At 74.6% G+C, this 25,176-nt stretch carries 26 protein-coding genes; 13 read left to right on the top strand and 13 right to left on the bottom strand.

Going from position 1 to position 25,176, the window contains the following annotated elements; genetic code table 11:
* Positions 1-96 precede the first annotated feature (96 nt).
* Together ABZV78_RS05340 and ABZV78_RS05335 are read left to right on the top strand one after the other, a co-directional pair.
* Positions 97-1,542 (top strand): M20/M25/M40 family metallo-hydrolase, encoded by a 1,446-nt coding sequence (locus tag ABZV78_RS05340; RefSeq protein ID WP_355635527.1) that lies wholly within the window; start codon positions 97-99, stop codon positions 1,540-1,542.
* 97 nt (positions 1,543-1,639) lie between these two features.
* Positions 1,640-1,798 carry a hypothetical protein gene (locus tag ABZV78_RS05335; RefSeq protein WP_355635526.1) on the top strand — a complete coding sequence of 53 codons (159 nt, stop codon included), beginning with the start codon at positions 1,640-1,642 and terminating at the stop codon, positions 1,796-1,798.
* Positions 1,799-1,850: 52 nt separating this feature from the next.
* On the opposite strand, the gene ABZV78_RS05330 is transcribed toward ABZV78_RS05335, so the two are convergent.
* Positions 1,851-2,384 carry a GNAT family protein gene (locus ABZV78_RS05330; RefSeq protein ID WP_355635525.1) on the bottom strand — a complete coding sequence of 178 codons (534 nt, stop codon included), beginning with the start codon at positions 2,382-2,384 and terminating at the stop codon, positions 1,851-1,853.
* Between the two features lie 392 nt (positions 2,385-2,776).
* Between ABZV78_RS05330 and ABZV78_RS05325 the strand changes: the two genes are divergently transcribed.
* The 3 genes from ABZV78_RS05325 (at position 2,777) to ABZV78_RS05315 (ending at position 7,473) form a co-directional block, all read left to right on the top strand.
* Positions 2,777-4,003: an MFS transporter gene (locus ABZV78_RS05325; protein ID WP_355635546.1), complete on the top strand. Its 1,227-nt coding sequence runs from the start codon at positions 2,777-2,779 to the stop codon at positions 4,001-4,003.
* A 228-nt stretch (positions 4,004-4,231) separates the two neighbouring features.
* Positions 4,232-5,824 carry a glycosyltransferase family 4 protein gene (locus ABZV78_RS05320; RefSeq protein WP_355635545.1) on the top strand — a complete coding sequence of 531 codons (1,593 nt, stop codon included), beginning with the start codon at positions 4,232-4,234 and terminating at the stop codon, positions 5,822-5,824.
* Positions 5,806-7,473 (top strand): glycosyltransferase family 2 protein, encoded by a 1,668-nt coding sequence (locus tag ABZV78_RS05315; protein WP_355635524.1) that lies wholly within the window; start codon positions 5,806-5,808, stop codon positions 7,471-7,473. The genes ABZV78_RS05320 and ABZV78_RS05315 overlap by 19 nt, the downstream gene beginning before the upstream one ends.
* Positions 7,474-7,492: 19 nt before the next feature.
* Here the strand turns inward: ABZV78_RS05315 and ABZV78_RS05310 are convergent, their stop codons facing one another.
* The 4 genes from ABZV78_RS05310 to ABZV78_RS05295 form a co-directional block, all read right to left on the bottom strand.
* A complete protein-coding gene (locus ABZV78_RS05310) occupies positions 7,493-7,786 on the bottom strand; it encodes a DUF6510 family protein (protein ID WP_355635523.1) in 294 nt (97 codons plus the stop codon).
* Positions 7,787-7,803: 17 nt separating this feature from the next.
* Positions 7,804-8,565 (bottom strand): ferredoxin reductase, encoded by a 762-nt coding sequence (locus ABZV78_RS05305; protein ID WP_355635522.1) that lies wholly within the window; start codon positions 8,563-8,565, stop codon positions 7,804-7,806.
* Position 8,566: 1 nt separating this feature from the next.
* Positions 8,567-9,157 (bottom strand): sulfite oxidase-like oxidoreductase, encoded by a 591-nt coding sequence (locus ABZV78_RS05300; protein WP_355635544.1) that lies wholly within the window; start codon positions 9,155-9,157, stop codon positions 8,567-8,569.
* A 94-nt stretch (positions 9,158-9,251) separates the two neighbouring features.
* A complete protein-coding gene (locus ABZV78_RS05295; RefSeq protein ID WP_355635521.1) occupies positions 9,252-10,271 on the bottom strand; it encodes a TerC/Alx family metal homeostasis membrane protein in 1,020 nt (339 codons plus the stop codon).
* Between the two features lie 250 nt (positions 10,272-10,521).
* Between ABZV78_RS05295 and ABZV78_RS05290 the strand changes: the two genes are divergently transcribed.
* Positions 10,522-11,667, top strand: a complete 1,146-nt coding sequence (locus ABZV78_RS05290; protein ID WP_355635520.1) for a CaiB/BaiF CoA-transferase family protein — start codon at positions 10,522-10,524, stop codon at positions 11,665-11,667.
* 32 nt (positions 11,668-11,699) lie between these two features.
* On the opposite strand, the gene ABZV78_RS05285 is transcribed toward ABZV78_RS05290, so the two are convergent.
* Positions 11,700-12,104: a DUF2267 domain-containing protein gene (locus ABZV78_RS05285; protein ID WP_355635519.1), complete on the bottom strand. Its 405-nt coding sequence runs from the start codon at positions 12,102-12,104 to the stop codon at positions 11,700-11,702.
* 156 nt (positions 12,105-12,260) lie between these two features.
* Here ABZV78_RS05285 and ABZV78_RS05280 point away from each other — a divergent pair, with 156 nt between their 5' ends.
* Both ABZV78_RS05280 and ABZV78_RS05275 read left to right on the top strand, forming a co-directional pair.
* On the top strand, positions 12,261-12,530 hold the full coding sequence (locus ABZV78_RS05280; protein ID WP_355635518.1) for a DUF2795 domain-containing protein: 270 nt from the start codon (positions 12,261-12,263) through the stop codon (positions 12,528-12,530).
* Between the two features lie 9 nt (positions 12,531-12,539).
* Positions 12,540-13,202 carry a DUF1345 domain-containing protein gene (locus ABZV78_RS05275; protein ID WP_355635517.1) on the top strand — a complete coding sequence of 221 codons (663 nt, stop codon included), beginning with the start codon at positions 12,540-12,542 and terminating at the stop codon, positions 13,200-13,202.
* Positions 13,203-13,420: 218 nt separating this feature from the next.
* On the opposite strand, the gene ABZV78_RS05270 is transcribed toward ABZV78_RS05275, so the two are convergent.
* The 4 genes from ABZV78_RS05270 to ABZV78_RS05255 all read right to left on the bottom strand — a co-directional run bounded on the left by ABZV78_RS05270 (position 13,421) and on the right by ABZV78_RS05255 (position 16,551).
* Positions 13,421-14,089: a hypothetical protein gene (locus ABZV78_RS05270; protein ID WP_355635516.1), complete on the bottom strand. Its 669-nt coding sequence runs from the start codon at positions 14,087-14,089 to the stop codon at positions 13,421-13,423.
* A gap of 32 nt (positions 14,090-14,121) precedes the next feature.
* A complete protein-coding gene (locus tag ABZV78_RS05265) occupies positions 14,122-15,093 on the bottom strand; it encodes a pirin family protein (RefSeq protein WP_355635515.1) in 972 nt (323 codons plus the stop codon).
* A gap of 168 nt (positions 15,094-15,261) precedes the next feature.
* Positions 15,262-15,810 carry a hypothetical protein gene (locus ABZV78_RS05260; RefSeq protein WP_355635514.1) on the bottom strand — a complete coding sequence of 183 codons (549 nt, stop codon included), beginning with the start codon at positions 15,808-15,810 and terminating at the stop codon, positions 15,262-15,264.
* A gap of 432 nt (positions 15,811-16,242) precedes the next feature.
* Positions 16,243-16,551, bottom strand: a complete 309-nt coding sequence (locus ABZV78_RS05255) for a hypothetical protein (RefSeq protein ID WP_355635513.1) — start codon at positions 16,549-16,551, stop codon at positions 16,243-16,245.
* Between the two features lie 91 nt (positions 16,552-16,642).
* Between ABZV78_RS05255 and gdhA the strand changes: the two genes are divergently transcribed.
* On the top strand, positions 16,643-17,980 hold the full coding sequence (gene gdhA / locus ABZV78_RS05250) for an NADP-specific glutamate dehydrogenase (protein WP_355635543.1): 1,338 nt from the start codon (positions 16,643-16,645) through the stop codon (positions 17,978-17,980).
* A gap of 165 nt (positions 17,981-18,145) precedes the next feature.
* Complete coding sequence (locus ABZV78_RS05245) at positions 18,146-19,513, top strand: hypothetical protein (protein ID WP_355635512.1); 1,368 nt, start codon at positions 18,146-18,148, stop codon at positions 19,511-19,513.
* Positions 19,514-19,574: 61 nt separating this feature from the next.
* Here the strand turns inward: ABZV78_RS05245 and ABZV78_RS05240 are convergent, their stop codons facing one another.
* Positions 19,575-20,123 (bottom strand): hypothetical protein, encoded by a 549-nt coding sequence (locus tag ABZV78_RS05240; RefSeq protein WP_355635511.1) that lies wholly within the window; start codon positions 20,121-20,123, stop codon positions 19,575-19,577.
* 481 nt (positions 20,124-20,604) lie between these two features.
* The gene (locus tag ABZV78_RS05235) at positions 20,605-21,357 is read right to left on the bottom strand and encodes a DedA family protein (RefSeq protein WP_355635510.1); all 753 of its coding nucleotides are present in this window, start codon (positions 21,355-21,357) and stop codon (positions 20,605-20,607) included.
* 65 nt (positions 21,358-21,422) lie between these two features.
* Here ABZV78_RS05235 and ABZV78_RS05230 point away from each other — a divergent pair, with 65 nt between their 5' ends.
* The 3 genes from ABZV78_RS05230 (at position 21,423) to ABZV78_RS05220 (ending at position 23,672) form a co-directional block, all read left to right on the top strand.
* Entirely contained in the window at positions 21,423-22,115 is a 693-nt protein-coding gene (locus ABZV78_RS05230) for a nitrilase-related carbon-nitrogen hydrolase (RefSeq protein ID WP_355635509.1), read from the top strand.
* 76 nt (positions 22,116-22,191) lie between these two features.
* Positions 22,192-22,848 carry a phosphotransferase gene (locus ABZV78_RS05225; RefSeq protein ID WP_355635508.1) on the top strand — a complete coding sequence of 219 codons (657 nt, stop codon included), beginning with the start codon at positions 22,192-22,194 and terminating at the stop codon, positions 22,846-22,848.
* The gene (locus ABZV78_RS05220; RefSeq protein WP_355635507.1) at positions 22,845-23,672 is read left to right on the top strand and encodes an MOSC domain-containing protein; all 828 of its coding nucleotides are present in this window, start codon (positions 22,845-22,847) and stop codon (positions 23,670-23,672) included. The genes ABZV78_RS05225 and ABZV78_RS05220 overlap by 4 nt, the downstream gene beginning before the upstream one ends.
* A 6-nt stretch (positions 23,673-23,678) precedes the next feature.
* On the opposite strand, the gene ABZV78_RS05215 is transcribed toward ABZV78_RS05220, so the two are convergent.
* A complete protein-coding gene (locus tag ABZV78_RS05215) occupies positions 23,679-25,112 on the bottom strand; it encodes a protein kinase (RefSeq protein WP_355635506.1) in 1,434 nt (477 codons plus the stop codon).
* Positions 25,113-25,176: the final 64 nt, after the last annotated feature.

The following is a 25,176-nucleotide window of genomic DNA, read 5'->3' as shown; positions in this document are numbered from 1 at the left end:
GAACCGGCCCGAGCCGTCATCACCCGCTCCGGGTGAAAACCCCCATCTGCGGCCGCCTATATAGACAAATATCATCGGCCGGGCGAGGATGCCCTGATGGGAACCCACGAGACCGCCGGGGGTCGGCCCACGAGGTCCACCCGGCGCACCTTCCTGACCGCCTCCGCCGCCGCCACCGCCGCCACCGTCGCCGCGCCGCTGACCGCCACGCCGGCCGCCGCCGACACCGTCACGCCGCCCGGCCCCGGCCACCCCGTCCGGCCGCAGCCGCCGGACCGCGAGCTGACCGCGCTGCTGCGCGAGATCGACCGGGACCGGATCGAGGCCACCGTCCGCCGGCTCGCCGCGTTCGGCACCCGGCACACGCTCTCCAGCCAGACCGATCCGGTACGCGGCATCGGCGCCGCCCGGGACTGGATCCACGCCCAGCTCGCCGGCTACGCCGCCGCCTCCGGCGGCCGGATGACCGTCGAGCTCCAGTCGTACGTCCAGCCGCCGGCCTCCCGAATCCCGACGCCCACCACCATCACCAACGTGGTGGCCACCCTGCGCGGCGACACCGCGCCGAACCGGGTGTACGTCATCACCGGCCACTACGACTCCCGCTGCACCGACGTGATGGACGCGGTCAGCGACGCCCCCGGCGCCGACGACGACGCCTCTGGAGTGGCGGTGGTCATGGAGTTGGCCCGTGTGATGGCAACCCGGCGAACCGAGGCGACCATCGTGTTCGCCGCCGTCGCCGGCGAGGAGCAGAACCTGTACGGCTCCACGTACCTGGCCGGGCAGTTGAAGGCGGCGGGCGTTGACTGCCACGGCATGTTCAGCAACGACATCGTCGGCAGCAGCACGGCCGACGACGGCACCCGGGACCCGCGCTCGGTCCGGCTCTTCGCCGAGGGCGTGCCGACCGCGGAGACCCCGGCCGAGGCCAGCGTGCGGCAGTCCGTGGGCGGGGAGAACGACTCGCCGTCCCGGCAGCTCGCCCGCTTCGTGTCCGACGTGGCGGAGAACGGCGCGACCGGGATGCGGGTCCGGGTGATCTACCGGCGGGACCGCTACCTGCGCGGCAGCGACCACATCTCGTTCCTGCGCGAGGGCTGGCCGGCCGGGCGGTTCACCGAGCCGAACGAGGATTTCGCCCACCAGCACCAGGACGTCCGGGTGGTCGACGGCGTCCAGTACGGCGACCTGCCGGAGTTCTGCGACTTCGACTACATCACCCGGGTGGCCCTGGTGAACGGCGCGACGCTGTGGTCCCTCGCGCAGGCGCCCGGCACCCCCAAGGGGGTCACCGTCGTGACCACCAACCTGACCAACGACACCACCCTGCGCTGGCAGCGTGGCGCCGAACCGGACCTCGCCGGCTACGAGGTGGTGTGGCGGGAGACCACCGCCCCCGAGTGGCAGAAGGTGCTGCCGGTCGGCGACGTCACCGAGGTGACGATCGACCTGTCCAAGGACAACGTGTTCTTCGGCGTCCGGGCGGTGGACCGGGCGGGGCACCGCAGCCCGGTGGCCTTCCCGAAGCCGGGCAGCTGACCGCCCGCTCACCCGGACCGGGTGGGGCCGCCTCACCCGGCCGCGACGCACGGTGGTGGGAGCGCGAGAGTCGAATCCCGACCGAGGGGAGCCCGCGATGAGCATCCTGCCGTCCGACCGACGTGTGTCCCACTACCGGCAGCAGAGCGGCCGCCCGCAGCTCACGCCCCGGCAGCGCCGGCGCGTCGAGCAGAAGGAGGCGAAGCGGCAGCGCCTGACCGGGCAGCGCCCGCAGGACCGGGGGCCCGGGCGCTGAGGTCCGACGACGCCGGTGGCGGTCGACCGTTTCGGCGGCCGCCACCGCGCCGTCAGCCCAGCCCCGGTACCGGCGCGGTGATCGCCCAGCGCTCGTGGTCCCGCCAGGCGCCGTCGATGAACAGGTAGTCCGGCGAGAAGCCCTCCTGCCGGAACCCGAGCCGCTGGGCGAGCCGCTTCGACGGCTCGTTGCCCGGCTGGATGTTCGCCTCCAGCCGGTGCAGCCCGAGCGCGGTGAACGCGTGCTCGATCACCAGCCGGACCCCGGCCGAGGCGTGCCCGGTGCCGGCGTACGGCCGGAACGCGGCGTAGCCGAGGTAGCCGCCGCGCAGCGCGCCCATGACGATGCCGCTGATGTTCGCGTACCCGGCGATCTCGCCGGTGGCCCGGTCGCAGAGCAGATAACCGGAGCTGCCCCGCCCCCGGATCTTGCGCAGGTATCCGGCGTACTGCTCGGCGTCGTCGGGGGCGGCGAGCCACGGGTGGTGCAGGTCGTGGCTGCGCCGGGCGGCGGCGACGAACTCCGCCTCGTCGGCGGGGCGGGGACGGCGGATCGCGACGCGGCCGTCGCTGCGCAGGTACCTCACGGTGATCCACTCTCGGCCACCCACCCGACCGCTGTCCAACCGGGGTCGCGGTGGGCGCCCAGGTGCCCTAGCGTGGCACTCGAGGACGGGAGGTCGATCATGAGTACTGCTCCACTCGGCACGGTGCTGGTTCCCGCTTCGCCGCTGGGCGGCCCGGTGTCCTGACCTGACCGGCGCGGTTCCCGCCGCCCGACCCTGCCCGGCGTTCCCCTCCGGGCCTGACACCGCCACCCTCGCCGCGAAGCGATCCGGTGATCCGCCCCGCGCGGGTCCCCCGTCCCGGCGTGCCCGCACGCCACCACATCGCTTCCGAGGGAGTTCCTCGTGTCTCCGGACAACCCGTCCGGGCGCCGCGTCGCGCCCGGACCACGTACCCTTGCCCGGTGGTCGGCATGACGGCCACCCTTCCGGCCGGCCGGCTCGGCCCCGACTTCCGCCGGCTCTGGACCGCCTCGGCGATCTCCAACCTCGGCGACGGCGTCACCCTGGTGGCCGCGCCGCTGCTGGTCGCCTCGCTCACCCAGAATCCGGCGGCGGTGGCCGCCGCGGCGTTCGCCCCGCAACTGCCCTGGCTGCTCCTCGCCCTGGTCAGCGGGGCGCTCGTGGACCGGCTCGACCGCCGCCGGCTGATCGTCGCGGTCAACCTGGGTCGGGCCCTCGTGCTGGCCGCGCTGGCCGGGGCGGTGCTCGCCGGGCTGGCCACCGTGCCGCTGGTCTGCGTCGCGTTCTTCCTCACCGGCGTCGGCGAGACCCTGGCCGACACCGCCGCCGGGGCGCTGCTGCCCTCGGTGGTGCCCGCCGATCGGCTCGAACAGGCCAACAGCCGGCTCTCCGCCACCTTCGTGATCGGCAACCAGTTCCTGGCCAAGCCGCTCGGGGCCTACCTCTTCGTGGTGGCCGCGGCGTTGCCGTTCGGGTTCGACGCGGCCACCTTCGGGCTGGCCGCGCTGCTGCTGGCCCTCCTGCGCTGGCGGCCCGTGCCGCCCGCGCCGACGCCCGCGCCGACGCCTTCGCGCCGGTCGCTGCGGGCCGAGGTGGCGGAGGGGGTACGCGCGCTCTGGGCCGTGCCCGTGCTGCGCACACTGGCCGGCTGCATCGCCGTCATGAACGTGGCGTTCTGCGCCGCGTTCGCCGCGTTCGTGCTCTACGCCCGGCAGCGGCTCGGCCTGGCCGAGGTCGGGTACGGCCTGCTGCTGACCGCCTCGGCGCTGGGCGGCCTGGCCGGCAGTGCGCTGGCCACCCGGCTCCGGTCCCGGTTCGGCACGCCCGCGCTGCTGCGGGCCGGGTTGCTGATCGAGATCGGGCTCCAGGTCGTCCTGGCCACCACCCGGCACCCGCTGGTCGCCGGGGCGGCGCTGGCGGTGTGGGGTGGGCACGCCATGGTCTGGGGCGTGCTCGTGGTGTCGCTTCGGCAGCGACTCGTGCCGGACCGGCTGCGCGGCCGGGTGAACAGCGTCTACGCGCTGGCCGACCTGGGCGGGGCGGCGCTGGGCACGGTCGCGGGCGGCCTCCTGGCCCGGGCGACCGGCAGCCTCCTCGCGCCGTTCTGGGTGGCCGCGGCGGCGCTGGCGGTGCTCACCGCGCTGGTCTGGCGACGGCTGGGCGACACCCGGGGCTGATCCGTCCCGCGCCGGTGGGGAGCCCGTCCGGTCTCCCCACCGGCGTGCCCGTGTGTCCCGGGTCACAACTCAACCGCCTCCTCTCGGTCACCTTGCCGTCACGTCGGCGTAGCCCCGGCGACGGATGCCTCCACCAGCGTGGTGTCGCGCCGGAAAGGCCGGCCGACCAGCGGAGGACCAGCAGTGGCACACGACGAGGCGACGCCGCCGCGCCGCGGCCGGATCGTCATGCTCGTCGACAACAAGGTCGAGGGCGACTCCCGGGTGCAGAAGATCGCCCGGTCCGCCGCCGAGGCCGGGTGGGACGTGACCCTGCTCGGCCGCTCCCCGGACGCCACGGAGCGGAGCTGGCGGCTCGGCGCCGCCGAGGTGCGCCTGCTGCCGATGCCGGAGCCGCTGCACCGGCGCCGGCACGAGTTCCGCCTCTCGCTGCGCTGGCCGCTGGCGTACCGGTCGAATGGCATCGCCGAGCACCGCGCGCAGTGGGTCCGGGCCTGGCGGGCCGACCTGGCCGTCCGGTCGGCCCTGGTCACGCGGCGCGCCGCGGCCGGTGAGCTGGCCGGCCCCCGGCTGGGCCGGGCGCGGCGCGCGCTGCGCCGGCGGGAGGTCGCCGCCCGGCTGCTGGACCGCTGGGTGTGGCTGCGCACCAAGATGATGAACAGGGTCCGGTACGGCCGCCGGTTCCGCGGCCCGTGGGACCGGGCGTACACGCTGTTCTGGCAGCTCGTCCAGGGCGACCGGGCGTGGCGGCGGCTGGAGCCGGGGCTCTGGGACTACGAGCTGGCCTACGGCCCCGAGGTGGACCGGCTGCACCCGGACCTGATCCACGCGCACGACTTCCGGATGCTCGGCGTCGGCGCCCGCGCCAAGATCCGCGCGGGCGGCCAGGGGCGCCGGGTGGCGCTGGTCTGGGACGCCCACGAGTTCCTGCCCGGCATCAAGCCGTGGCGGGACCACGCCCGCTGGCTGCCCGCCCATCGGGCCCACGAGCGGGAGTACGCCCCGTACGCCGACGCGGTGCTCACCGTCTCGGCGGACCTCGCGGCGCTGCTGCGCCGGGAGCACCGGCTCGCCGAGACCCCGGGGGTGCTGCTCAATGCCCCCGCCGACGAGCACCGCCCGGCCGACGACGCGCCGCCGCCGGACCTGCGGGCCGAGTGCGGGATCGGGCCGGACGTGCCGCTGCTGGTCTACAGCGGCGCGGCGGCCCCGCAGCGCGGGCTGGACACCCTGGTCGAGGCGCTGCCCCGGCTGCCCGGCGTGCACCTCGCGCTGGTCGTCAACCCGGCGCTGCGTTACGTCGAGCGGCTCGCCGACCGGGCCGCCCGGCTCGGCGCCGCCGACCGGCTGCACGTGCTGCCGTACGTGCCGCACTGGCAGGTGGTGCCGTTCCTGTCCGGCGCCGACGTCGGGGTGATCCCGATCCACCGCTGGCCCAACCACGAGATCGCCCTGATCACCAAGTTCTTCGAGTACGCGCACGCCCGGCTGCCCGTGGTGGTCAGCGACGTGCGGACCATGGCCGCCACCGTGCGCGAGACCGGCCAGGGCGAGGTGTTCCGGGCCGGCGACGTCGACGACCTCGTCCGCGCGGTGACCGCCGTGCTGGCCGACCCCGCCCGGCGCCGCGCCGCGTACGACCGGCCGGGCCTGCTCGCCGGCTGGACCTGGTCGGCGCAGGCCGAGGTGCTGGAGGCGGTGTACCGGCGGCTGCTGCCCGACGCCCCACCCCCGCCCGAGGCGGCGATGCCCGGGCCCGACGCGGACACGCCCGACCCGCCGACTCCCCGAGGAGCGCTCCGGTGCCCACCCCCGACGTGAGCGTCGTCATCCCGGTCTACAACACCCTGCCCTACCTGCGGTCCTGCCTGGACTCGCTGCTGCGCCAGACCATCGGCCGCCACCGGCTCGAGATCGTGGCGGTGGACGACGGGTCCACCGACGGCAGCGGCCGGCTGCTGGACCGGTTCGCCGCCCGCCACCCCGGCACCGTCAAGGTGCTCCACCAGGCCAACTCCGGCGGCCCGGCCGCCCCCTGCAACCGGGGTCTGGAGGTGGCCACCGGCCGGTACGTCTTCTTCCTCGGCTCGGACGACCACCTCGGCCCGGAGGCCCTGGAACGGCTGGTTGCCGCCGCCGACCGGTACGGCTCGGACGTGGTGCTCGGCAAGGTGGTCGGGGTCAACGGCCGGCACGTCTTCTCCGACGTCTTCGCCGCCGGCAACGCCGTAGATGTGAGCCTGTTCGACTCGGCGCTGCCCTGGTCGCTGGCGAACACCAAGCTGTTCCGCCGGGACCTCGTGGACCGGCTCGGGCTGCGCTTCCCCGAGGACATGCCGGTGCTCAGCGACCAGCCGTTCACGCTGGCCGCCTGCTACCACGCCCGGCGGATCTCGGTGCTCGCCGACTACGACTACTACCACGCGGTGCGCCGGCTGGACGCCCGCAACATCACCTATCACAGCCGGGTCGAGCAGCGCCTGGTCAGCGTGGAGCGGCTGTTCGCCTTCGTGGCCGGGCTGATCCCGGCCGGCCCGCGGCGGGACGCCGTGCTGCGCCGGCACGCCGGCCTGGAGCTGGCCAACCTGGTCGGCGACGACTTCCGCCGGCTGGACCGCGCCGCGCAGGAGCGGGTGCACGCGGCGGTGCGCCGGCTGGTCGAGCGGTACGTCACCGACGGGCTCCGGGACCGGCTCGACATCGAGGCTCGGCTGCGGCTGGGCGCGGTGACCGCCGGGGGCGTCGACGAACTGCTGGCCGTCATCGACCAGGACGCCGAGCGGGGCGTACCGGCCACGGTGGTCACCGACGGCCGCTGGCACGCCGGATACCCGGGCGCCCCGGCCGCCTGGACCGACGTCACCGGCGTCCGCGCCGACTGGCTGGCCCGGCTGGACACCGTGACGGTGAGCTGGGCGGACGCGCACACCCTCGCGGTGACCACGCGCAGCCCGTACCCCCGGTTCGCGGCGGAGGCGGGGCCGGTCCGGCTGGTGGCCGGCCCGGTCGCCGGCACCACCCTGCTGGACGCCACCGACCCGACCGGCCGGACGGTGCGCACCGACTTCCCGGTCGACCGGCTCCTCGCCGGCAGCGCGGCCAGCGGCCAGCGCCACCCGGTCCGGGCCGAGGTCGACGGCAACCACGGCCGGGGCAGCGCCCCGGTGCGCGCGCCCCGGCTCGCCGCCGGCCGTCCCAGGCTGCTGCGCCACGGCACCCGCCTCTACGGGGTGGCCGCGACCGTCGACCCGCGCAACGGCCAGCTCGTCCTGTCGGTGGTGCCGGTGACCGTGGGACAGGTGGTCAGCCGGCTGCGCCGCCGGTGGCGGCGAAGCGGTCCGGCCGCCACCCGCCCGGTCCCCACCCCGGTGCCGGCGGCGCGGCCGGCGGGCTCCCCCGCGCCGCTGAACCCCACGAACCACGCCGAGCCGACCCCCACCCAGGTGGGTCGGCTCACCGTCACCCCCTGACCCACCGACAACCGCGGGGTCAGAGCGGCCGGGGATGGGGTTGGTCGAGGGGCATGGGGATCTGGAGGAAGGTGGTGCCGCGCAGGTCGAGCCAGGCGCGCTCGGGGGCGCGCACCAGGCGCACCATCACCCCGGTGCAGGCCGGGCAGCGCCCGATCAGCCCGGGGGCGTGCGAGTAGACGTGCAGCCCGGCCACCGGGCCGGTCGTGCCGCAGTGGTCGCAGCGTCCCATGGCGGAACTCAGGTCGACCGCGAAGAGCTCGCGCATCGGCCCGTCGAGCATGTTGCCGTCCAGGTAGGACATGTTTGTCATGCGCTCTCCTCGGATGGTCAGCCGGTCGGGCCGAACCGTTCGGTCTTCACCCGCCGGGTCGGGTGGCCCAGACCCACCAGCAGGTCCGCCACGGTCTCCACGAAGCCGGTTGGGCCGCAGACGTAGCAGAGCGGCTCCAGGTCGGGCGGCCAGCCGTGGCTGTTCACGTCGGCCAGGCCGATCCGGTGCGGTTCGCCCCGCCAGCCCTCCGGCGCCGCCCGGGTGTAGACGTACGCCACGTCGAGGCCCTGGTCGTCGCGGGCGCGGCGGCGCAGCTCGTCGGCGTAGATGACGTCGTCGGGGGTGCGCACCGAGTAGATGAGGCGGAACGGCACCCGGCTGCCGGCGGCCCGCCGGGCCCGGACCATCGCCATGAGCGGCACCACCCCGGAGCCGCCGCCCACCAGCAGCACGGGCGCGCCCTCGTCGGTACGCCAGACGAACCAGCCGCCGACCGGTCCGCGCACCTCCACGGGGTCGCCCTCGGCGTAGGTGTCGGTGAGGTACGGCGACACCTCCCCGTCGGGCACCCGCTGGACGGTCACCGCGATCCGCTCCCCCTCGGCCGGCCCGGCGAGGGAGTACGAGCGGGCCGCCTGGTAGCCGTCGGCGGCGGTGAGCCGGATGTCGACGTGCTGCCCGGGCTCGTGCCCCGGCCAGCCGGGCACGTCCAGCACGAGGGTCTGCGCGGTCGGCGTCTCGACCCGCCGCTCCACCAGCCGCGCCACCCGCCAGGTCAGCGGCGCGACCACCCGGCCGCCGGTCGTCGGGGCGGCCACCTCAGTCGCCCTGGTAGCGCTGCTCGCGCCACGGGTCGCCGTAGTCGTGGTAGCCGGCGGTCTCCCAGAAGCCCGGCTGGTCGTCGGTGAGCAGCCGGATGCCGCGGACCCACTTCGCGGACTTCCAGAAGTAGAGGTGCGGGACGAGCAGCCGGGCCGGACCGCCGTGCTCGGCCGGCAGCTGGCCGCCGGAGTAGGTGTGCGCCACCCAGGCCCGGCCGCCGCGCAGGTCGTCCAGGGGCAGGTTGGTGGTGTACCCGCCGTAGGAGTGGACCAGGGCGTACCGGGCCGTGGTGTCGATGCCGTCGAGCAGGGTGTCCAGCGAGACGCCCTGCCAGTCGGTGCCCAGTTTGGACCAGCGGGTGACGCAGTGGATGTCCACGTGCGGCGTCTCCTGCGGCAGGCCCATCAGCTCGTCCCAGGACCACCGGTACTCGGCGCCACCCTCGCCGGTGACCACGAACTCCCAGGTGTCCAGCGGCACCCGCGGGGTCGGGCCGGCGGAGAGCACCGGGAAGTCCTGGGTGAGGTACTGCCCCGGCGGCAGGGCCGGTTCGGCCGTACGGGGCCGGCCCTGGAAGCCCGGCGACACGATTCCCACCCGTCAGTCGTACCACCTGGGGTGGGTCTGGGCGACGGGTTCGGCCGGGAGCCGCCGCGCCGGGTGACCGACGCGGCGGGCCGGGTCACCGCCGCTCGGCGACGACCGCCCGCTCGCCGAGGCTGCGGTCCCGGGTGGCGCGCAGGCTGGTCAGGGTGACGACCACCAGGACGCCGATGATGACGCCGAGGGAGGCGAGGGTCGGGATCTCCGGCACGCCCGACCAGATGCCGTGCGCCCAGTGCAGGCCCAGCTTGAGGCCGATGAAGGCGAGGATGACGGCCAGGCCGTAGCTGAGGTGCACGAGGCGGCTCAGGGCGGCGTGCAGGACGAAGTAGAGCGCCCGCAGTCCGAGCAGGGCGAAGGCGTTGGTGGCGAAGACCAGGTAGGGGTCCTCGGTGATGCCGTAGACGGCGGGCACCGAGTCGACGGCGAAGACCACGTCGGTGGCGAGCACGGCGACCACCACGAGGGCGAACGGGGTGAGCGCGCGACGGCCGTTCCGCCGGATGGTCATCTTCGGGCCGTGGTACTCGTCGACCACCGGCATGACCTTGCGGAGCAGCCGGACCGACCGCATCTTGTCGATGTCGACCTCCTGCTCGTGCCCGCTGAGGGCGTCGCGCAGCAGCTTGACCGCGGTGGCGATCAGGATGAGCGCGAAGAGCAGGAAGGCGAAGTCGAGGGTCTGCAGGGCGGCGGCGCCCAGCGCGATGAAGATCGCGCGCAGCACCAGCGCGCCGGCGATGCCGTAGAGCAGCACCCGCTGGGCCAGCACGGCGGGCACCGCGAACGCGGCCAGCAGCAGCATGAAGACGAAGAGGTTGTCGACCGAGAGCGACTTCTCCACCAGGTAACCGGTGAGATACTGGACGCCCTGCTCGGAGCCGTAGCGGCCCCACACCCAGCCGCCGAAGGCCAGCGGGAGGGCGACGTAGAAGGCCGACCAGCCCAGCGCCTCCTTGAGGGAGACCTCGTGCGGCTTCCGGGTGACCAGGAAGTCGAGCACGAGCAGCGCGAGCACGCCGGCGATGGTCACCGCCCACAGGGTGGGTGTGCCCACCGACGACAGCTCGGCGGCGGACAGGTACGACAACTCGGTCATGGAGCCTCCTCGAACACGGTGCCATGTCCGAGGTCTCCTTCACCCACCGATCGTGGGCAACCACCCGAGGCGAGCCCGGAGCCCGCCGTACTGACCGGAATGGTTCGTGGGAAGTACTCCCCTCGCCGCCTCAAGGTTAGGGCAACCTCAACGCGCACGCCAAGTGACGACGCGGATGATTGCCCTGGTCAACCGCTGTGTGGGGCCCTGGGGCATGGTGCCCGGCGGGTCGGGGCCCTATGGTGACGCGATGACCAACGGGCCGCTGACCGGCGTACGGGTGATCGAGCTGGCCGGCATCGGTCCCGGGCCGTTCGCCGCCATGATGCTGGCCGACCTGGGCGCGGACGTGGTGCGGGTGGACCGGATCGGTGGCGGAGGCTTCGGCGACATCCCGGGCGACCTGCTGAACCGCAACCGCCGCTCGCTCGCGCTCGACCTCAAGTCGCCCGAGGGGCGGGACGTGGTGCTGGCCCTGGTCGCCGCCGCGGACGCGCTGATCGAGGGCTTCCGGCCGGGTGTCACCGAACGGCTGGGTCTCGGCCCGGACGACTGCCGCGCCGTCAACCCGAAACTGGTGTACGGGCGGATGACCGGCTGGGGGCAGGACGGCCCGCTGGCCCACACCGCCGGCCACGACATCGACTACCTGGCGCTGACCGGCGCGCTGCACGGCGTCGGCCGGGCCGGCGAGCGCCCGGTGCCGCCCATGAACCTGCTCGGCGACTTCGGCGGCGGCGGGATGATGCTGGCCCTCGGCGTCGTCGCGGCGCTGTACGCGGTCCGCGCCGGCGCCCCCGGCCAGGTGGTCGACGCGGCCATCGTGGACGGCGTGTCGGTGCTGGCCACCCAGATCCACGCGCTGCGCCGGACCGGCATGTGGCAGGACCCGCGCGGGGTGAACCTGCTCGACGGCGGCGCGCCGTTCTACGACACGTACGAGTGCGCCGACGGGCGGCACCTCGCCGTGGGCGCGCTGGAGCCGCGGTTCTACGACGAGCTGGTCCGGCTCACCGGCTTCCCGCTCGACGGCGACGACGCCCCGGACCGGCACGACCCGGCGAACTGGCCGGCGCTGCGGGCGGCGTGGGCCCGGCTGTTCCGCACCCGTACCCGGGACGAGTGGGCCGCGCTGCTGGCCGGCTCGGACGCCTGCGTGGCGCCGGTGCTCGACTGGGCGGAGGCCCCGGAGCACCCCCACCTGGCCGCCCGGGAGGTCTTCGTCGCGCCCGGCGGGGTCGCCCAGCCGGCCCCCGCGCCGCGCTTCTCGGCCACCCCCACCTCGGTACGCCGCCCGCCGCCGCAGCCCGGTGAGCACACCGACGAGGTGCTGGCCGAGGCCGGGCTCGACGCGGCACGGATCGCCGCCCTGCGGGCCGCCGGCACGGTCGCCTGACCCCCGGCGGGCGCCCCCCGGCGCCCGGTGGCTCAGCCGCGGCGGGAGGCCGGCGCCAGGGCCGGCTCCACCATGTCCCGGAAGTCGCGCGGCAACTGGACCACCACGTCCTGGAACTCCCCGCTGCTGATCGCCTCGCGCAGCGTGCAGAAGACGGCCCGCACCCCGGCCCGGGCGGCGTTCTCGTCGACGCCGGCCCGCCGCGACACCCGGGCGACGAACTCGGCCGCGCCGAAGCGGTCGGCCGCCTCGGCGCGGGGGTGCGGCTTGAGCAGCCCCTGGAGGGGCTTCGGCAGCTGGGCGGCGAGATCCAGCACTTCACCGCCGGTCAACCGGTCGGTGAGGGTCGCCAGCGTGGCCTGCGTCAGCTCCGCGGCCCGCTCCTGCGACGTCCCGGTACGCCGCGCCACCCGTCCGACGAAGGTGAGGTAGTGCATGAGTGGTACCCCCTTCGGTGCTCGCACCGCGCGGCTACCCGTCACGGCGGCCCGGAAACCGGTGGCGGATTTCCACCGATCCCGCGCGTGACCCGCGGTCCGGCGGGTAACCGCCGCCGGTCGTGACCGCAACTACAGGCGCGAGGAGCCCGACCCATGGCAAGTTACAGCGACGTCCTTGAGTACCTGTCCGCGCTGGACTATCCGGCCGGCAAGGACGACGTCATCCGCGAGGCCGAACGGGAGGGCGCGCCGCCGGAGGTGTTGCGGGCGCTGCGGGCGCTGCCACCGGTGGACTACGCCAACGGCAACGAGGTGGCCCGCTCGGCGGGCATCGACGCGGCGCCCGAGGTAGGCCGCTCGCAGCGCGCGGCGCAGGCCCGGGACAGGCACCTGCGGGTCTCGCAGCACCTGCGCGGCATCTGACCCCGCTCGGTGCCGCGTTGGACGGCCGGCCGGGTCCACGGGCACGTGCCGGCGGCGCTCCAGCTCGTGGTGATGGCGCTGGTCGGCGGCGTCGCCGCCGGTGCCGCCGCCGTCGTGCTCACGCCGACCCTCGTCCCGCTGGTCGGGTGGGACGCGGCCGCGCTGAGCTGGCTGGCGCTGCAGTGGGGACGGCTGTCCCGGCTGGACGCCGAGCGGACCGCACGGTTGGCGAAGCTGGAGGATCCCAACCGGGCGACCCGCGACGCCCTGCTGCTGGCCGCCTGCCTGGCCAGCCTGCTCGCGGTCGGCATGGTGCTGACCACCGCGCACAGCGTCCGGCCCGGACTGCTCCGGGACCTCTACGGTGCTCTCGGCGTGCTGAGCATCGTGGTCGCCTGGTTCGTCGTGCACACCGTCTACACCACCCGGTACGCCCGGCTGTACTACAGCGGCGAGCCGGGCGGGATCAACTTCCACCAGGATGAGCCACCCTGCTTCTCCGACTTCGCGTACGTGGGCTTCACGGTCGGCGCGACCTTCCAGGTCTCCGACACCGACCTGTGCAGCTCGGAGATGCGGCGCACGGCACTGCGGCACCTGCTGCTGTCCTACCTGTTCGGCGCGGTCATCATCGCCGCCACGGTGAACCTGCTCGCCGGCCTCGCCGCCTGACTGAGCCCCGACAGCAGGCGGGCGCCCCGGGTCACGAACCGCGACCTGGGGCGCCACGCAGCACCTGTCCCCGCCGGTCCGCGCCCGAACCGGGTCGCGACCGACAGGCGGTGGATGTTCGCCCGAACCGGGCGGGCATCGCTGCCACGATCATCATACGACGGGACATCAGCCGAACGGGTGAGTATCGCGGAATTGTGGCCGGTGGCACGTCGCGGTCACGCGGTCAACTCCGCGTACCGCTTCTCCAGGTCCACCCGGGCCAGTGCCCCGACCAGCCAGGCCAGCCGCTCCGACTCGCCGCTGCCGGCCAACCCGGCCAGGTCGTCGGCGGAGCGGCCCAACCCCAGCCGCCGGGCCGCCGCGAGGGCCCGCCGGTCGGCCACCGGCGCCACCTCGCGCCACACCGCCTGCGCCTCCCGCAGGAACAGGTCGGCCACCTCGTCGTCCACCCCGGGCAGCGCGGTCAGCAGCCGCCGCTCCCGGGCCGGGTCCTGGTGTGCCTCGGTGCGGAGCCGGCGCAGGTCGCCCCGGTACGCGTCGACCACGTTCTGGGCCAGGTCACCGAGGGTGGCGGCGAGCGCGTCCACGTCGCCGCGCTGCCCTGCGGCCCGCAGCACGTGAACGCGGTCGGCGTGCAACGAGCGGGCCAGTCGGGCGGCGCTGTCCCAGCCGGCGTCCCGCAACCCCGTCGCGGCGTCGACCGCCTTGTGGAAGTCGCCGCGCCGAGCCAGCAGAACGGACAGGTAGAGCACCTGGAACAGCTGGGACGGGTTGTTCGTCACCCGGAACCCGTACCGTTCGGCGAACCCCCGCCCGTCCCCGGCGAGCCGGCGGACCAGCCGCTTCTTGTCCTCGACACTGGAAATCGCACTGGTGGTGGGCATGCCCGCCGTCTACCCGGGTCGGGGCCGGGCATTCAGCCGAGCGTGCCGCCGCGCCGGTCCCGCGCCTTGAGCCGGGTGGTGGGCAGCGCCGGGGCGGGCAGCGGAGGCGCCGCGTCGTCGGCGACCGTGCCGAACCGTCGGCCCGCCATCCAGTCCTCACGGGCGGCGGCGACCTCCTCGTGCGACCGGCCGACGAAGTTCCACCACATCACCAGCGGCTCCTCGAACGGGGTGCCGCCGAGCAGCAGCAGCCGGCTGCCCGGGGCGGCTCGCAGGGTCAGCGCGTCCCGGCCGGCGCCCAGGTAGAGCAGCGCGCCGGGGGCGAAGGCCACCCCGTCCACCTCGGCGGAGCCGGACATGGCCAGCAGCCCGTACTCGAAGTCGCGGCGCAGCGGCAGCGTGGCCGGCGCCGGGCCGCGGACCTCGAGCTGCGCGCCGAGCAGCGGGGTGTGCACCACGGCCGGGGAGCGTTCCCCGCCCATCTCGCCGACGAGCAGGGTGACGTCCAGGTCGCCGTCGCGCCACCGGGGCAGCTCCGCGTGGTGGGCGAAGTCGGCCGCGCCGGCCCGGGCCGGGTCCGGCAGCGCCACCCAGAGCTGCACGCCGTGCATCAGCGGCGGGTGCACCAGGGGCGAGCGTTCCGAGTGGGCGATGCCGTGCCCGGAGGTCATCACGTTGAGCTGGCCGGGGCGGATCGGCTGGACGTTGCCCAGGCTGTCGCGGTGCAGGATCTCCCCGTCGAGCAGCCAGGTGACCGTCTGCAACCCGGTGTGCGGGTGCGGCGGCACCTCCATGCCGGGGCGCTCGGCCACGTCGTCCGGTCCGAAATGGTCGACGAAGCACCAGGCCCCCACCAGCCGCCGCTGCCGCTGCGGCAGCAGGCGGCGCACCGTGGTGTAGCGCCCCAACGGCACGTCGTGCCCGGGCAGCAGCACGCTGCCCGGGTCCGTGGAACCCACGCCCGGTGGGAGGGTCTGCGCCGGCAAGGATTCGGTACGGTCCACCGCCCGACTGTACGCCCGGCCCTCCGCGGCGCTCACCGCGTTCGCCCTGCTTGGGGCTTGCGGGTGGTTGCGGTGGGGGCTGGGGGCGAGGGTGACCGGCTCCGTCGCTGGAGACGCCGCTGGCCGGCGCCCCGTGTTCGGGTGCCGGCCAGCGGTTTGTTGCTTGGGTCAGCTGTTCCAGTTGTGGGCGACGATGTCGGCGGCCTGCTGCTCCCACTGGGCGTAGGCGTCCGGGTAGGCCGAGACCTGCACGGTCTGCGCGGCCTCGGTCAGCGGCATGTCCTGCCAGCCGTCGACCTGCTTCAGACCCTTCAGGAACGCCAGCGTCGAGTACTCGGGGTCGGTGATCTGCTCCGGCGTACCCCAACCGCTCGACGGGCGCTGCTGGAACAGGCCCAGCGAGTCGTGGTCGTTGCGGTCGCCGAGGTGGCCCAGGTTCTCCAGCTTCGACTCCTGCAGCGACGTCGCGATCGAGACCACCGCCGCCCGCTCCGGGAGACCGGCCTTCTTCGTGGCGGCGATGATCGCCTTCGCGTTGGCGGTCTGCTCGTCGTTCAGGGTGATCTTCGACTGGGCGCCCTGCACGGTCGCCACGGCGGCCGGCTTGCCCTCGACGGGGCGGGCGTCGGCGTGGGCGGCGATCGGACCGGCGAACACGCCACCGGTGAAGGCCAGACCAGCAATACCGAGCACGCTCTTACGCAGCATCGTGTTCATGGGGGTAGCTCCATTCGGGGGTTGGCGCACACACGCCGACCGGGGGATCGGCTAACTGGTGTGCGCAAGCACCACGTCAGGCGCTCAAGGAAAGTCTTGGGGGATCATCGGCGCGCGGGGCTGAGCCTCTTCGTCGCGCGGGACCATGTACAACGACCGGCCGCCCGCCATCATTCCGGGCCCGGGACACCCGCGTCGACGGGCCGCCCTCCTCGATCGTGCACCGGGTATAACGACCCCCGCCCACCCGCCATTCCGCCGCCCGGGTGTCACCGGTCAGCCCGCGAAGCGGACACCCGACCCAGACTGGGCCGGTCGGTGGAACATCATCGGTGCATCCCGGCGCCGGAGACACCCACAGCGTTCCACTGACGCCGAGACTGAGGCGCGAACCGGACATTCGCCCCAGCCTGAGGGGGTCGTCCTCGCCGGTCAGCTCAGGCGGGTGCGGGCCTTCTCGGCGCAGGCCGACAGGACGGTCCGGGCGTCCAGGCCCAGGCTCTCGATCGCCACCAGCGCGGTGAACGCCACGTCCGCCAGTTCGGCGGCCACCTCCTCGCGGGTGTGCGTGACGCCCTTGCGGGGGTTCTGGCCGAGCACCCCGATCCAGGCGGCGGCCACCTCCCCCGCCTCCTCGGCGAGCTTGAGCAGGCGAAAGGTCAGTTCCGCGTCCCCGGTGCCGTTGGCGGCGTCCAGCCAGGCGCGGGCGTCCTTCGCCGCTTCCCAGATCAACTCGTCCACCCGACCAGTGAACCGGACGGCGGTGACGATCCGTACCCGGGGGCGGTGCGGCGACGCGGCCGGCACCGGGACCGGAAGGGGCGTATCCGTGATGCCGGAGACCGTCGAGACGGTGTTCGCGAACGTGGTGCAGCGGAACCCGGGTGAGCCCGAGTTCCACCAGGCAGTCCGGGAGGTGCTGGAGAGCATCGGGCCGGCCCTGGCCCGCCACCCCGAGTACGCGCACGCGTGCGTCATCGAGCGGATCTGCGAGCCGGAGCGGCAGGTCATCTTCCGGGTGCCGTGGGAGGACGACCACGGCCGCGTCCGGGTGAACCGCGGCTTCCGGGTGGAGTTCAACAGCGCGCTCGGCCCGTTCAAGGGCGGGCTGCGCTTCCACCCGTCGGTCTACCTGGGCATCGTGAAGTTCCTCGGCTTCGAGCAGATCTTCAAGAACGCGCTGACCGGCCTGCCGATCGGCGGCGGGAAGGGCGGCGCGGACTTCGACCCGAAGGGCCGCTCGGACCGGGAGGTGATGCGGTTCTGCCAGAGCTTCATGACCGAGCTGTACCGGCACATCGGCGCGCAGACCGACGTGCCGGCCGGGGACATCGGGGTGGGCGGCCGGGAGATCGGCTACCTGTTCGGCCAGTACAAGCGGATCACCAACCGGTACGAGTCGGGGGTGCTCACCGGCAAGGGCCTCGCGTACGGGGGCGCACAGGTGCGCCGGGAGGCGACCGGTTACGGGGCGGTCTTCTTCGCCGAGGAGATGCTGAAGCAGACCGGGGACAGCCTGGACGGCAAGCGCGTGGTGGTCTCCGGCGCCGGCAACGTGGCCATCTACGCGATCGAGAAGGTGCACCAGCTCGGCGGCACGGTGGTGGCCTGCTCCGACTCCGACGGGTACGTGCTCGACGAGAAGGGCATCGACCTGGCACTGCTGCGCGAGCTGAAGGAGGAGCGCCGGGCGCGCCTCGACGACTACGTCCGGCACGTGCCGCATGCCGTGGCGGTCTCCGGTCGCGCCGTCTGGGAGGTGCCCTGCGATCTGGCGCTGCCGTGCGCGACGCAGAACGAGATCGGCGGCGCGGAGGCCGCGGCGCTGGTGGCCGGCGGCTGCGTCGCGGTGGTCGAGGGGGCGAACATGCCCACCACCCCGGAGGCGGTGCGGATCCTGGGCCGGGCCGGGGTGCGGTTCGCCCCGGGCAAGGCGGCCAACGCCGGCGGGGTGGCGGTGAGCGCGCTGGAGATGCAGCAGAACGCCAGCCGCGACTCGTGGACGTTCGCCCAGTCGGAGCAGCGGCTGCGGGAGACGATGCGGGACATCCACGCCCGCTGCTGGGCCACCGCCGAGGAGTACGGCCTGCCGGGCGACTACGTGGCCGGGGCGAACATCAACGGGTTCCGCCGGGTCGCGGAGGCGATGCTGGCGCACGGTCTGGTGTGACGGGCCACTGTGGGCGGACCGGACGGATCCGGCTGACCGTTCGGTCAGTCAGCGATTGACAGGGTTCGAGGCCGAGCTTAGGTTCAGGGCGCTACCGGCCGGTAGGCATCCGTCCCGCCTGGCCGCCCCCGTCCCGGGGCGGCACCCGTCCCCGGGGGAGCACCGATGCTGACCTCACCCGCCCGCCTTCTGCGCCGGCTGCTCGCCGCCGGCGCGGCCCTCACCCTCACGGTCGGCCTCACCGGCGCCGCGCCCGCCCTCGCCGCGGACCGCGACGACGACGGCAGCCAGCCGCTGCCCGGCTACACCATCAGCAACCCGCCGCTCGCGCCGCTGGTGATCGACGGCGCCACCACCACCGTCCGACAGGGCGTGCACGAGCACGCCGGCTTCATCATCGAGACCCCCGCCAGGTGGAACGGCGACCTGGTCATGTGGGCGCACGGCTACCGCGGCCAGGGCACCGTGCTCTCCCCCGAGCCGCCCGGCTACGACCTGCGGCAGCGGATGCTGGCCCAGGGGTACGCGTGGGCCTCGTCCTCCTACGACCGCAACGGCTACGACATCCGTTCCGGGGTGCTCGGCACCCGGGCGCTGGCCGACCTCTTCGCCGACACGGTGAAGCGGCCGAAGCGGGTGCTCATCGCCGGCGTCTCCATGGGCGGGCACATCATCGGCCGCTCGCTGGAGCAGTACCCGGGCTACTACGACGGCGCGCTGCCGATGTGCGGGGTGCTCGGCGACCACGAACTGCTCGACTTCTTCCTCGACTACAACCTGGTCGCGCAGGCCCTCGCCGGAGTGCCCGCGTACCCGACGCCGGACGACTACCTGACCGACGCCGTGCCGCGGATCCAGGTGGCGCTCGGGCTGGCCGGGCTGAAGCCGGGCGGCCCGGACACCACCAACGACCTCGGCAAGCAACTGCGCGCGATCACCGTCGAGCGGTCCGGCGGCCCGCGGCCGGGCGCCGACGCCGCCTTCGCGATCTGGAAGGACTTCCTGTTCAGCATCACCACCACCGACGGCGGCGACTCCCCCGCCCAGCGGCCCGGTCAGCTCGCGACCAACCTGCTCACCCGGTACTCCCCGAACAGCCCGGTCGACGTCAACGCCACCGTGCAGCGGGTGGCGCCGGAGAACCTGCGGCAGCGGCTGTCCCCGACGCTGACCGAGGTGCCGCGGATCAGCGGCCGGCCCACCGTGCCGGTGCTCAGCCTGCACGACCTCGGCGACCTCTTCGTACCGTTCAGCATGGAGCAGGCGTACGCCCGGGACGCGGCGTGGCACGGACGCAGCCGGCTCGTCGTGCAGCGGGCGATCCGGGCCGCGCAGCACTGCGAGTTCAGCCCGGCCGAGGCCGGCGCCGCCTGGGACGACCTGGTTTCCTGGGTACGCACCGGCAAGCGCCCGGCCGGCGACGCGGTCACCGATCGGAAGGCGGTGGCGGCGCCGGACTTCGGCTGCCGGTTCAGCGACCCGGCCGCCTGGACTGCCGGCTCGGGGACGCGTCGCCTGTACGCGCCCTGCTGACCGCCCCCGAAGACGCCGCTGGCCGGCACCCCGTGTTGCGGGGTGCCGGCCAGCGTTCGGCTCAGCTGTTCCAGTGCTTCTTGACGATGTCGGCGGCCTGCTGCTCCCACTGGGCGTAGGCGTCCGGGTAGGCCGAGACCTGGACGGTCTGCGCGGCCTCGGTCAGCGGCATGTCCTGCCAGCCGTCGACCTGCTTCAGGCCCTTCAGGAACGCCAGCGTCGAGTACTCAGGGTCGGTGATCTGCTCCGGCGTGCCCCAACCGCTGGACGGGCGCTGCTGGAACAGGCCCAGCGAGTCGTGGTCGTTGCGGTCGCCGAGGTGGCCCAGGTTCTCCAGCTTCGACTCCTGCAGCGACGTGGCGATCGAGATGACCGCCGCGCGCTCCGGCAGACCGGCCTTCTTCGTCGCGGCGATGATCGCCTTCGCGTTGCCCACCTGCTCGTCGTTCAGATCAATCTTCGACTGGGCGCCCTGCACGGTCGCCACGGCGGCCGGCTTGCCCTCGACAGGGCGGGCGTCGGCGTGGGCGGCGATCGGACCGGCGAACACACCACCGGTGAAAGCCAGACCAGCAATACCGAGCACGCTCTTACGCAGCATCGAGTTCATGAGAAAGCTCCATTCGGGGGTTGGCGCACACGACGCCGACGGGGTCGGCTAGGGGGTATGCGCAAGCACCACGTCAGGCGCTCAAGAAAGTCTTGGGGGATCATCCAGCGCGCGGGGCGGAGCCACTTCGTCGCGCCGGGACCATGTACAACGACCGGCCGGCCACCATCATTCCGGGCCCGGCACACCCACCTCGATCGGCGGGGCGCCCTTCCTCGATCGTTCACCCGGATACAACGACCCCCACCCACCGGCCATTCCGCCGGCAGGGTGGCGCCGACCACCCGCACAAACCGGACACCGCGCCCAGCCTGGGACGGTCGGTGGAACGCCATGGGTGTATCCGCGCCCCGGAGACACCCATGGCGTTCCACTCAGCCGCCGAGCGCCGGCGGGAAACGGACATTCCTCACGTCAGACGGCGAAGGCGCTCGGCGCCGACCACGCGACGTCTCCCGTGCTCGGGTGGATCAGGGGCACGTCAGCGGTCGTCGGGCTCCTCGGGGGCCCACCAGCCGCCCCGGTAGAGGGTGCCGCGCGGGGGTTCGGCCGGGGCGGGGTCGGGGCGGCGCGCCCGGCGTACCCGGCTGACCACGAACCAGCCGACCGCGCCCACGCAGGCCACGATGACCACGTTCTGCAGCGTCCCGACGTACGCCTCGACGACGTGCCAGTTCTCGCCGAGCAGGTAGCCGGCGAGCACGAAGGCGCTGTTCCAGATGAGGCTGCCCAGCGAGGTGAAGAGCAGGAAGACCGGTACGGGCATCCGTTCCACGCCGGCCGGGATGGAGATGAGACTGCGGAAGATCGGAATCATGCGGCCGAAGAACACCGCCTTGACGCCGTGCCGGAGGAACCACGCCTCGGTGCGGTCGACGTCCGCCAGCTTGACCAGCGGCAGCCGGCCCACGAGGGCGCGCATCCGGTCCCGGCCGAGGGCCGCGCCGACGTAGTAGAGGGCCAGCGCGCCCAGCACCGACCCGAGGGTGGTCCACGCGATCGCCCCGACCAGGCTCATCCGTCCCTGGCTGGCGGTGAACCCGGCCAGCGGCAGGATCACCTCGCTGGGGATGGGCGGGAAGAGGTTCTCCAGGGCCACCGCGAGGCCGGCGCCCGGGCCGCCGAGCCGTTCGACCAGGCCGGTGACCCAGCCGACGGGTCCTTCGCCGGCCGGCTCCGCGGCGCGGGGAGCCGCCACCCGGGGGCCGACGAGGAGCTGTGCGTTTCCGATCATCCGACAACGTTACGAGGCAACTCGACGGGCGACCACGGAAACCGCGGCCCACTACGCTGCGGGGCATGCGTACGCCGCTGCGCCTTGCCGTCGCCCAGCCGCTGTGCCGCTCGCACGACGTCGCCGGAAACGCCGAGCGGCACGCCGCCGTGGTCCGGGCCGCCGGGGCGCGGGTGGTCGTCTTCCCCGAACTGTCGCTCACCGGGTACGAGTTGGCGGCGGCCCCACTGGACCCGGCCGACGCCCGGCTCGCGCCCCTGGTCGCGGCCTGCGCCGACAGCGGCGCCCTGGCGCTGGCGGGCGCGCCGGTGGCGGGGCGGCACATCGCGGTCCTCGCGGTGGACGGCGGCGGCGCGCGGGTGGCGTACCGGAAGATGTGGCTGGGTGGCGCGGAGCCGCGGCATTTCCGGCCGGGGCCGGAGCCGGCGGTGGTCGAGGTGGACGGTTGGCGGCTGGGCCTGGCGGTCTGCCGGGACACCGGCGTCCCGGCGCACGCCGCGGCGACGGTGGCCCGGGGCGCGGACGCCTACCTGGCCGGCGTGCTGGAGTCGGCCGACGAGGCGGCCGTCCCCGAGGAGCGGGCCCTCCGGATCTCCGTCGCGCACGGGGTGTGGGTGGCGGTGGCGAGTTTTGCCGGGGCGACCGGCGGTGGCTATGCGCGGGCGGCCGGCGGTTCGGGGATCTGGTCCCCGGCCGGGGTGGCGGTGGCCCGGGCCGGGACGGGCACCGGCGAAATGGTCACGGCGATCCTCCATTGAGGACGGGCGCCCCGCCGTCGGACCGGTCCCCTACCGTGGTGCGGTAAGGTCACCGGCCCCGGGAAGGAGGAGCCCTGTGGCGACCGCTCCCCTGGCCTCTGGCCGGACCGCCGACGTGTACGCCCTGGCCGGCGGCCGGGTGCTGCGCCGGTACCGGTCCGGTGGCGACGTGCGCGCCGAGGCCGAGGTGATGCGCCACCTGCACGCCGCCGGCTACCCGGTTCCCCGGGTGCACCACGCCGACGGCCCGGACCTGGTGCTCGAACGGGTTGCCGGCCCGACCCTGGTCGAGGCGTTCGTCGCGGGCGAGGTGACGCTCCGGGCCGCGGCGCGTCTGCTCGTCGACCTGCACGTCCGGCTGCACGCGCTGCCCGCCCTCCGGTCGACCGACCCGGCGGTCCGGCTCCTGCACCTCGACCTGCACACGGAGAACGTGCTCCTCACGCCGGCCGGCCCGGTCGTCATCGACTGGGCAACCGCCACCGAGGGGCCGCCGGCACTGGACCGGGCGATGACCGCGCTGATCATCGCGGAGGCCGCGGTGGACCCCTACCTTGCGCTGCGGGCGGCGGCGGGCGAGCTGCTGTCGGCGTACGTGGCCGAGGCGGGGCCGCTGGCGCCGGTGGCGGAGGCCGTTGCGCGGCGGCGCGGACTGGGGCCGCTCGAGACCGCCCGGCTGCCCGAGGCGGCCGCCCTGGTCGAGGCGACGGCACGGGCGGGTGGCGGCCGATGATCGGGCGGGTCCTGGGCATCCGGCGCTACCCGGTGAAGTCGCTGCTGGGCGAGGAGCTGGACGAGGTCGCCGTGGACGAGGCGGGGCTGGCCGGGGACCGGCGGCTGGCACTGCTGCACCGGGAGACCGGGCGGGTGGCGAGCGCGAAGAACCCGTACCGGTGGCGGGCGTTGACCACGCTGCGGGCCACCGGCGGCGACGGCGCGGTGCGGATCGCGCTGCCCGACGGCCGCCGCGTCGCGGCCGGCGACGAGCGGGTGGACGAGGTGCTCTCCGAGCTGCTCGGCGCGGCGGTCACGCTGGTCGACACCCCGCCGCCGGACGCGGTGCTCGAACGGTCCCGCCCGGAGGAGGTGCTCGGCGCGGGGGTGGCTGTGCCGGTGCCGGTGGACGAGGGGCGGCTCGGTGCGGCCGCCCCGCCGGGTGGCTTCGTCGACTTCGCCCCGGTGCACCTGCTGACCACCGCGACGCTGCGCCGGATCGGGGTGGAGCTGCCGTCGGGCGTGGTGGACCCGGCGCGCTACCGGCCGAACCTGGTGCTGGACACGGCCGGGGCGGGGTTCGAGGAGAACGACTGGCCGGGTCGGGAGCTGCGGATCGGCGCCGAACTGGTGCTGCGGGTGGTGGCCCGCACCCCCCGCTGCGCGGTGCCGACCCTGGCGCACGGTCCGCTCCCCCGCGACCCGGAGGCGCTGCGCGTCCCGGCCCGGCTGAACCGGGTGGTGCCACTGGACGGCCTGGCGCCGCAGCCCTGCGTCGGCGCGTACGCGCAGGTGGTCCGCGCGGGCCGGGTGCTGGCGGGAGACCCGGTGCGGCTGGCCTGAGCCGGCTCAGCCCTCGTCCCGGCCGCCCCCGCGCAGCCCCGCGTAGGCGTCAAGCAGGTTCTGGAGGGCACCGGCCGTGGTCTCGTCGAGCTTGCCGTCCTCGGCCAGGTCGTCGATCCGCTCGCGCAGGTCGTCGACCCGCTTGGCGCGGTCCCGGGGCTTGCCCCGGTCCAGCTCGGCGGCCTTCTCGCGCAGGTCGTTCGCGGTCTTCCGGTCGATCCGGCCCTCCGCCACGGCCTGGTCGACCACGTCGGCGAACTGCGCGGCGAGCTCGCGCAGGGTGACCGGCGCCGAGCTGGCCGGCCCCGAGGTGGCCGGCGCGGACGGCGTCGACGGGGCCGGCTCCTCGGCCGGGGTCGTGCCGGTGGACGGGCCGGCGACCGGCCCGGTGCCGGCCGGGTTGTTGTTGTCATCGAGCAGCAGCGTGCCGACCAGGGCGAGCAGCAGCACCACCCCGGCGGCGACCAGCGCCCCGATGAGCCGGTTGGACCGGGCGGCCGGCCGCGCGGGCGGCGGCGGGACCGGGCGGGGGGCCCGCTCGATCAGCGTCGGCGGATGCTCCGGCCGGGACACCGTGGGCAGGATCGCGGTCGGCGGGTCGGCCGGTCGGCCGGCGCCGAGCCGGGTGGCGAGCTGGGCGGCCGTAGGCCGCCGCGCCGGGTCCACGGCCAGGCAGGCCAGGGTGAGTTCGGCGATGTCGGCGGGCAGTCCGGGGATGCGCAGCGGCGGCACCGGGGGCCGGTGTTCCCGCACGTCGAGCACGTCGTCCCAGGTCTGCACGGGCAGCGGGGCGTGCCCGGTGAGGGTGCGGTAGAGCAGGGCGCCGAGGGCGTACACGTCGCTCGCCGGGTTCGCCGGGCCGGGGGTCATCCGCTCCGGGGCGAAGTAGGCCGGGGTGCCCATGAGCAGCTCGCCGGTCTGCCCGGCGAGCGGGTGGCGCGGCCCCGCCAGGGTGGCTATGCCGAAGTCCAGCACCTTCGCCCCGGTCTCGGTGAGCATCACGTTGCCGGGCTTGATGTCGCGGTGCACCACGCCGATCCGGTGCGCGGCGGCGAGGGCGGCGGCGATCTGCCCGGCCAGCTGGACCGCCTCCGGCCAGGCGAGCGGCCCGCCGGTCAGCCGGTCGGCGAGGGTGCGCCCCTCCACCAGCTCCATCACCAGGTAGGGCACCACCGCGCCGTCGGGGAGGGTGGCCTCGCCGTAGTCGTACACCTGGGTCACGTGCGGGTGGGTGAGCCGCGCCGCCGCGCGGGCCTCGCGCTGGATGGTGGCGCGCAGCTGCGGGTCGGCGGCGAGCTGGGTGGCGAGGGCCTTGACCGCGACGGGGCGGTGCAGGACCTCGTCGTCGGCGCGCCACACCTCGGACATCCCGCCGAGCCCGATGCGCTCGCGCAGGACATACCGATCGTGCAGCCGGAGCGAGGGCGTGAACGGCGACATGGTGGTCCAGTGTGCCTGGCGGCAGGGGCACCGCCCAACCCGGTGCCCGGTTCCGCGCCGGTCG

The sequence above is a fragment of the Micromonospora sp. NPDC004540 genome (assembly GCF_040610095.1).
Classification (GTDB): Bacteria; Actinomycetota; Actinomycetes; order Mycobacteriales; family Micromonosporaceae; genus Micromonospora.
This window is presented reverse-complemented; position numbering and strand designations above follow the sequence as displayed.